The sequence below is a fragment of the Pseudoalteromonas sp. SR45-5 genome, assembly GCF_014163565.1.
Taxonomy (GTDB): domain Bacteria; phylum Pseudomonadota; class Gammaproteobacteria; order Enterobacterales; family Alteromonadaceae; genus Pseudoalteromonas; species Pseudoalteromonas distincta.
Window position 1 is genome coordinate 1 of the sequence record NZ_JACJDN010000835.1, and the last position, 1,418, is coordinate 1,418.

Annotated in this window: 1 protein-coding gene; it reads left to right on the plus strand. The window is 42.7% G+C overall.

Features of this window, described 5'->3' with window-relative positions:
- Positions 1–1,384, plus strand: a 1,384-nt coding sequence (locus H5072_RS19450) for a flagellin (RefSeq protein ID WP_182694508.1), incomplete at its 5' end; no start/stop codon positions are given.
- Positions 1,385–1,418 lie beyond the last annotated feature (34 nt).

Consider the following 1,418-nt stretch of genomic DNA (forward strand, 5'->3'; position numbering starts at 1 on the left):
CGCAGGTCTACAAATTTCAAACAGATTGACGTCACAAATTAATGGCCTAGCCGTTGCTCAGCGAAATGCTAATGATGGTATTTCGATGGCGCAAACAGCTGAAGGCGCAATGAGTGAGTCGACCAACATACTTCAACGTATGCGTGAACTTGCCCTGCAAGCTGCAAATGGTTCAAACTCAACAGAAGATCGAGAAGCGCTGCAGAAAGAAGTATCAGCACTTCAGGTCGAGTTAACGCGTATAGCCGATACCACTTCATTTGGTGGCCAACAATTATTAGATGGCAGCTACGGTAGTAAAACCTTCCAGGTAGGTGCTAATGCTAACGAAACCATCAACGTGTCACTCTCAAGTGTTGCTGCTGAGAAGATTGGTGCTAACCAAGTTAATCTTCAAGCTTTAGATACAAGCCTGGTAGGTGGTTATGGTGGAGCAACTCCTGCAAGTGCCACCGTTGCTGCTGATAACGGTGTTGCTGGTGGAACTTATGTAATAGCAGGTAAGGGTGACGCTGCGTCTACTGTAGATATAACAGCCGGTGCTAGTGCCAAAGAAGCAGCAGCAGCTATTAATCAATATACATCTAACACAGGCGTCACTGCACAAGCAAGAACAACAGCAGGTGTCGCTATTGTAACGTCTTCTGCTGATGAGACTGTTAGTTTTACTCTTAATGGTGAGAAAGTAGCATTTAGTAGTACAGGTAATGCCGCTAATGATCAGATTGCAATGGCTGAAGCTATCAACTCTGCTACAGATGAGCATGGTGTTACAGCAACAATTGAGAACGGTGTTTTCACACTTAATAATGATCAAGGTGAAGATATTGAAATAGTCGATTATCAAAGTGCTGATGCAACCGGTACAGTTACTTCCGGCTCAATAACACTGACAGGTCAAAGCTATAATGGTGTAAATGGGACTGCAGCTACATTAGTTAGTGGTGTGGCTGATTCTACGACCATAGCTGGGGGGATTCAATTGAACTCTTCAGAAACTTTTAACGTAACGGCCGATGATACATCGCTTGCTACAAGTGATACGGATACAGTCACAAGTAAATTAGAAAATGCTGCTGATATTGATGTAACTAGTCAAAAAGGTTCACAAGATGCTTTGTCGGTTATTGATAATGCAATTGCTAACATCGATGCACAACGAGCTGGATTGGGTGCAGTTCAAAATCGATTTAGCTTTACAATTAACAACCTTGCAAACATTGAAGAAAATGTATCGGCATCACGTAGTCGTATTCAAGACACCGATTTTGCTACTGAAACTGCTGAGATGACTAAAAACCAGATATTACAGCAGGCGGGCACATCAATACTTTCGCAAGCAAATCAGGTTCCACAGGCAGCAATTAGCTTGTTAGGTGGCTAAAAAAACCTTACTTTGAATGATTATAAAAACGCGC